The organism is Streptomyces sp. KR55 (assembly GCF_052245645.1).
GTDB classification, from domain to species: Bacteria; Actinomycetota; Actinomycetes; order Streptomycetales; family Streptomycetaceae; genus Streptomyces; species Streptomyces flavusporus.
Map to the genome: position 1 here is coordinate 1 of NZ_JBQQCE010000587.1, position 5,228 is coordinate 5,228.

A 5,228-nucleotide genomic window follows, 5' to 3' on the forward strand; every position below is an offset into this window, starting at 1 on the left:
GCGCAATCGCGCGCGTCGTGTGCGGTCTGGGCCCTGACACGCTAGAGATGGTGCTCGACTTCAGTCCGGCCGTGCCCCAAGCCAAGCCTCGCTGCTGGCCGAGCTATCCGAACTGGAGAAATCCTGCAGAGTGACCGCCACCATTGCCTGACTCAGAAGGGACTCCGGATGCCGAAGAAGGGCCGTCGGACACCGCGCCGCCTGGCCAAGAGCGGCCGTTCAAGAGGTGCCGATGCCACCCCGAGGAAGCACCCCGATTACGACCTTGCCTGTCCCGAGGAGCTGCTCGTCGACGAGTTTGGCGAGGAGGGCGCCCAATGTGGCTTCGTTCACTTCAAGCAGCAGCGTTTATCTGCCTGTTTGGGCAGCAGTTAGCGATCCTGAGGCTCATGGATGCTCACGAGAGATGACGTCGCTGCCTGAGCTTGGTGGCCAGCAGGCCGTTGCCCGGCGGTGAGCTCTCGGCCGGGGCAGCCGATCGGCTGCCATATCCTTCTGCCGTGGCGAACTGGCGGCGGTCTCTGGCGGATGGGTTCTGGTCTTGGGACCGGGCCCTGGGTGGGCAGCGGCGTCCGACACGGATCCAGAAATGGGTGGCCCGACACCCGATCGGCACCGGCCTCTGTGTCGCTGTGCCCTTCACCCTCTTCCTCTTGTTGCTGTCGCGTGAGGAGGAGCCGGATGATCCCCTGTTCGCTGTGATGTTCGGGCTGCTCATGGGGCTTGTCTTCGGTCTCACGGCCGTCTCAGAGCGGCTCCGGCAGCGTCGGCTCAAGCGTCTGGGAATATGGGACGGATCTTGAGAGGGCCGGGGCCCGAAGGAATGGTCAGTCCCCGGCCCCCGGCTGGTGGGACGTGCGCGGGTCAGCCGGCCTTGGCGGGTTCCTCGGCCCGGGCCCGGGTGGAGGCGAGCCGGTAGGAGTCGGTGCCGGTCTCGATGATCGTGCCGTTGAAGGTCAGGCGGTCGACGACGGCCGCGGCGGCAGCGGCTTGCGCGGCTCCGGCCAGGCCGAGTCCAGGGCCTTGCGGACCGTCCGCCAGGCGACGTTGTACTTGCGCTCCAGCTTCCGCATCGTCATGCCGGCCCGGTGGTCTCGCCGGATCGCCGCGTACAGCTCGACCTTCGACATCTGCGGCATGACCAGGACCTTTCACCGGGAACACCCCGATGCTGTCCTGGCAAGTACCTCGGTGCTGACAAAACTCGTGAACATCACCCGACCGTGGATCTGGGCGCCTCCCAAACCCGTGTACAACCGCCGTCACGACTCGTGAATAAAGCCACCCAATGGCTGATCGACGAGTATCAAAGGCCGCTGACCATGGCCGACTTGAAGCTCGAGCAGGCTATCCGACGCGATGCGTTCGTAATGGACGATCCGTTCACAGGGCCCGCCATGTGTGCGGCGCAGCAGATCAGTCAGATCCTGGAGATGACCCTCCATGTTGCCGCCTCGCTTGCCGACCAGGCCGGCACCCTCACGCCTGAGCAGGCCCGCGAGATTGGACAGCTCGATGCAATGGGTCCGATCGACCACGCCGCGGAAGGGGTTGACGTGGTCCGCGAAGCTCACCAGGAAGGTGTCCTGCTCCTGAACCACCGCGGTATGTGGGATTTCGCCTGACGTCGCGACTGCAGTGGCGGTACGAGTTGTCCCGGCTCAACGAAGAGTCATTGTCAATTCCTGTGGATCAGATTTTCTGCTGTTGAGGCTGGATGCGGCTCATGTCGTTTGCCGTAGCAGTAGATCCGGCGCAAAGGCGTGTACTCAGAGGGTTTTCTCGAACCAGTGTCGGATGTAGGGGTTGGTGGTGTACGGGGCAATCTTGACGTAGCCGTAGGCGGCGTAGAGGCCCCGAGCCTCGATGAGTTCCTCCATGGTGTCCAGCCGTAGCCGGGTGTGGCCAAGCTTGTGGGCCTCGGTTTCGACGGCAGCCAGCAGGCTCCGGCCGATCCCTTGGCCGCGGAACGCAGGGCGCACGAACATGCGCTTGATCTCGCCGACGTCTGGGGACAGCGCCCGGATGCCAATGCAGCCCGCCGGGCTACCGTTGACCCTCGCCAGAAGAAACAGCCCACCGGGTGGGACCAGTCCCGTGTTGGCCGCCGGCGCCTCGGTTTGATCGTGCAGCAGCGGACCACTCCAGCGTTGGAAGAGCTCCTGCTGATATTCCTCCAGCAGTTCCCGGCCGTCAGCCGCGTCGACCGGCTCGGCGTTGATAACGGTGTTGCTCACCGGTTCCCTCTTTCGCATGAGTCGTTCTTCGTACTGTGGGCCCGCGTTCCGCACTGCATCCAGGAGTCTCCAGTCCTTGTGCCTGGCGTGGTCGGTGCCGTCCGGATGCTCAGTTGTGAAGGCCGTGAGGGCTGGTCAGGCGTGCGTGGGTGATAGGTGGTTGGGGAGGTCGGTGAGCTGTTCGATGCGGGGGACCGTCTCGTCTGCTGTCGGCGATGGTCCACCGGTGACGAAGTCGATGCCTCGGTCCAGCCAGATGCCGGTGAGTCCGGCGAGGGCGGCTGCGTTCACGTCGCTTTCCAGCATGTCGCCCACGTTGATCGCCTGCGCGGGGTCCGTCCGCATCCGCTGGCAGGCGGTGGCGTAGGCGGCGGGCTTGGCCGCACCGAGGTCGGTCGGGGTCAGGACGGCTTCGAAGTATTCGAGGAGGCCGAAGCGGGCGAGCTTGGCGCGCTGCTGTTCAGGGTCCCCGTTGGTGAGAACGGCGAGACGCGGTCCGTGGGGAAGCTGTTTCAGGGTCTCCATGCAGGGCTGGACATCGGGATAGCACCGCCAGGACTCCTCGAACACGGTGAGGTAGTGCTCGGTGATCCAGGCGTCCAGAAGGCCGGGGCTTTCAGGAATCGGCTCGCCGAGCATCGGCAGGAAGGAACGGAGTCTGCGTCGGTGGTGCTCAGCGAAGGAGCATTGACCGGCCAGGTATTCCCGCATGTGGCGCGCCTCCAGCGTCCACCACAACGTCGCCAGCTCCTCCGGTGGAGCCGTCGCGTTCGGCGCGGCCTGAATGATCTGGCCGATCGTTTCCCAGACTGCGCTTCGGTGATCGACCAGGGTGCCGTCCAGATCGAAGAAGATCACATCTGTCATGGGGTGATCATCCCGTGGCACTTGGAGTAATTGTCAAGATCTGTCAATCAGTTGAGGTGGGTCACGCCGCGGAGGTGTCCTCGGGACGTTCGACGAGGTGACCGTTCTCGAAGCGGGCGCCGTTGCGGACCAGGGTGACGAGGTGGGGTGCGGTGATCGCGCGCCAGCGTTCCTGGGCGGACTCGACGAGCTTGAAGACCATCGCCAGGGCGGCGGCTGGGCTGCCCGCGCCGCGGGTGACCTTGGTGCGGAGTTTCACCGTGGAGAAGGTCGACTCGATGGGATTCGTGGTGCGCAGATGGACCCAGTGCTGGGGGGAAAGTCGTAGAACGCCAGCAGCTCCTCGGCGTCGTCGGTGATCTTCTTCACCGCCTTGGGCCATTTCGCCTCGTAGGTCCTCGCGAATTCCTCGATCGCCTTCTCGGCGTGCGTGCGGTCCTCGGCGTTGTAGATCTCCTGCATCGCCTTCTTCGCGCCGGGCTGCGCGGATTTCGGCAACGCGTTCGAGACGTTGCGGGCCTTGTGGACCCAACACCTCTGATGCCGGGCGGCGGGGAACACCTCGGCCAGGGCCTTCCAGAGTCCCATCGCGCCGTCGCCGACGACCAGCTCGGGGTCTGTCATGCCGCGTCGGCGGCAGTCCCGCAGCAGGTCGGCCCACGACTCGGTCGATTCGCGTAGGCCCTCTGCGATCGCGATCAGCTCCTTGGTGCCGTCCACGCGCACGCCCATGAGGACCAGGACGCAGGAGTGGGCTTGTTCGAGGCGGACCTTGGGGTGCACGCCGTCGGCCCACACGTAGACGTAGTCGCTGCCGGTCAGAGTCCGGTCCTGGAACGCGGCGTGATCGGCCTGCCACTGCTTCGTCAGCCGCATGACCGTCGCCGACGACAGCCCCGCGGTCGAGCCCAGGAACTGCTCCAGCGCGGGCGTGAAGTCCCCGCTGGACAGGCCGTGGAGGTACAGCAGGGGGTAGCACTTCGCTGACCTTCGGGGACTTGCGACACCACGGAGCCAGAATCCTGGAGGAGAACCTCTTACGCTCTCCGGTGACCTCGTCGACCCGCTTATCGTTCACGCGCGGCGCGTGGACCTCGACGGGACCTACGGCCGTGGTCACCGTCCGTTCGCGGTGGTGGCCGTTGCGGACCACCAGGCGCCGGCCTCGTTCGTCACGCTTGTCGGCGAGCTCGGCTATGTACTGGTTGACCTCGGCCTCCAGCGCGGCGGCCAGCATCCGGCGGGCGCCCTCCCGGACGATGTCGTCGATCAGGGAGCCGGTCTCGGTCGTTCCATCCGCATTAACTACCCTGAGCACGGGCGTGCCTTCCTGACCCGCGTTCGCAGCGCGGGCCTACTCGGAGATCAGAAGTCGATCACTCGGGAAGGTACGCCCGTTCGCGTCCAACCCGAGGCCGATCCACAGATCTTGAGCATTGCTCCTCAACGAACCGAGTCGCCTACCGATCCGTCTCACGTCCAGTCGTCGCGGGTCGGTCGGTCGGGGTGACGTCCACGGGGCCCGAAGCCCGGTACGGTGCTTCCACTGGCTCTCTGTTCACGGCTTGCCAGCGTGTGTTCTGTCGGAGGCGAAACGTTGCCGCTTCCCGAGGCGACCACAGAGGAGGCAGCGCGTGGGACGTAAGAAGGCGCGGAAGAAGAACCGTTCACACAGCGTGGTGCCTTCGGAGCAGGCCATCGAGGTCTACATGAGTGCTGTCCAGGAGGCGGTGCTGGTCAGTAACCAGATTGAACGGCTGCAGGCCGACACTGTCATGGCCATCGTCGACCAGCTCACCCCCTACAGTAACGGGGGCCTTGCGGTGTACGGCGGCTTCATCGACCGCGAGCGCCTGTCCTGCATCTCTGCGGAGTACGGCACGGGCTACGCCAGGTTCGTGCTGCTCACAGCCTTGTTCTTCGCTCACGCCTGCGGTGGGTTTCTCGCCCAGGTCAGGGCTATTCACGACATCGCCGGAAGTCCCCACTGTCCCGGTGAACCGTTCCTAAAGACTGAGCATGAGTTGCACATGCTCAGCCGCGTGCCTCGAACGGTGTTGGGCACACTGGTCCCCCGCGTTCGCTCCGCATCCGGCGCCATCGGATCGTGTCCGTGGTCCGGGA

7 protein-coding genes and 2 pseudogenes are annotated in these 5,228 nt (G+C 65.2%); 4 read left to right on the forward strand and 5 right to left on the reverse strand.

Annotation, left to right across the window (positions count from 1 at the left end):
- The first annotated feature begins 168 nt into the window (after nt 1-168).
- On the forward strand, nt 169-375 hold the full coding sequence (locus ACTWQJ_RS45935) for a hypothetical protein (protein WP_443312331.1): 207 nt from the start codon (nt 169-171) through the stop codon (nt 373-375).
- 125 nt (nt 376-500) lie between these two features.
- Nucleotides 501-803, forward strand: a complete 303-nt coding sequence (locus ACTWQJ_RS45940; RefSeq protein ID WP_443312332.1) for a DUF6404 family protein — start codon at nt 501-503, stop codon at nt 801-803.
- 61 nt (nt 804-864) lie between these two features.
- Here the strand turns inward: ACTWQJ_RS45940 and ACTWQJ_RS45945 are convergent.
- Together ACTWQJ_RS45945 and ACTWQJ_RS45950 are read right to left on the reverse strand one after the other, a co-directional pair.
- A pseudogene (locus ACTWQJ_RS45945) lies at nt 865-978 on the reverse strand (IS21-like element helper ATPase IstB); the annotation flags it as partial.
- Entirely contained in the window at nt 957-1,139 is a 183-nt protein-coding gene (locus tag ACTWQJ_RS45950; protein ID WP_443312337.1) for a hypothetical protein, read from the reverse strand. The gene ACTWQJ_RS45950 and the pseudogene ACTWQJ_RS45945, both read right to left, overlap by 22 nt.
- Nucleotides 1,140-1,223: 84 nt before the next feature.
- Here ACTWQJ_RS45950 and ACTWQJ_RS45955 point away from each other — a divergent pair, with 84 nt between their 5' ends.
- Nucleotides 1,224-1,625: a hypothetical protein gene (locus ACTWQJ_RS45955; protein ID WP_443312333.1), complete on the forward strand. Its 402-nt coding sequence runs from the start codon at nt 1,224-1,226 to the stop codon at nt 1,623-1,625.
- Nucleotides 1,626-1,769: 144 nt separating this feature from the next.
- Here ACTWQJ_RS45955 and ACTWQJ_RS45960 read toward each other — a convergent pair whose 3' ends face one another.
- The 3 genes and pseudogenes from ACTWQJ_RS45960 to ACTWQJ_RS45970 all read right to left on the reverse strand — a co-directional run bounded on the left by ACTWQJ_RS45960 (nt 1,770) and on the right by ACTWQJ_RS45970 (nt 4,422).
- Nucleotides 1,770-2,237: a GNAT family N-acetyltransferase gene (locus ACTWQJ_RS45960; protein ID WP_443312334.1), complete on the reverse strand. Its 468-nt coding sequence runs from the start codon at nt 2,235-2,237 to the stop codon at nt 1,770-1,772.
- Between the two features lie 135 nt (nt 2,238-2,372).
- Nucleotides 2,373-3,104 (reverse strand): HAD family hydrolase, encoded by a 732-nt coding sequence (locus tag ACTWQJ_RS45965; protein ID WP_443312335.1) that lies wholly within the window; start codon nt 3,102-3,104, stop codon nt 2,373-2,375.
- A 61-nt stretch (nt 3,105-3,165) separates the two neighbouring features.
- Nucleotides 3,166-4,422, reverse strand: a pseudogene (locus tag ACTWQJ_RS45970) (IS256 family transposase).
- A gap of 316 nt (nt 4,423-4,738) precedes the next feature.
- Between ACTWQJ_RS45970 and ACTWQJ_RS45975 the strand changes: the two are divergent.
- Nucleotides 4,739-5,228 (forward strand): hypothetical protein (locus ACTWQJ_RS45975; protein ID WP_443312336.1); only part of this gene is annotated, 490 nt, incomplete at its 3' end.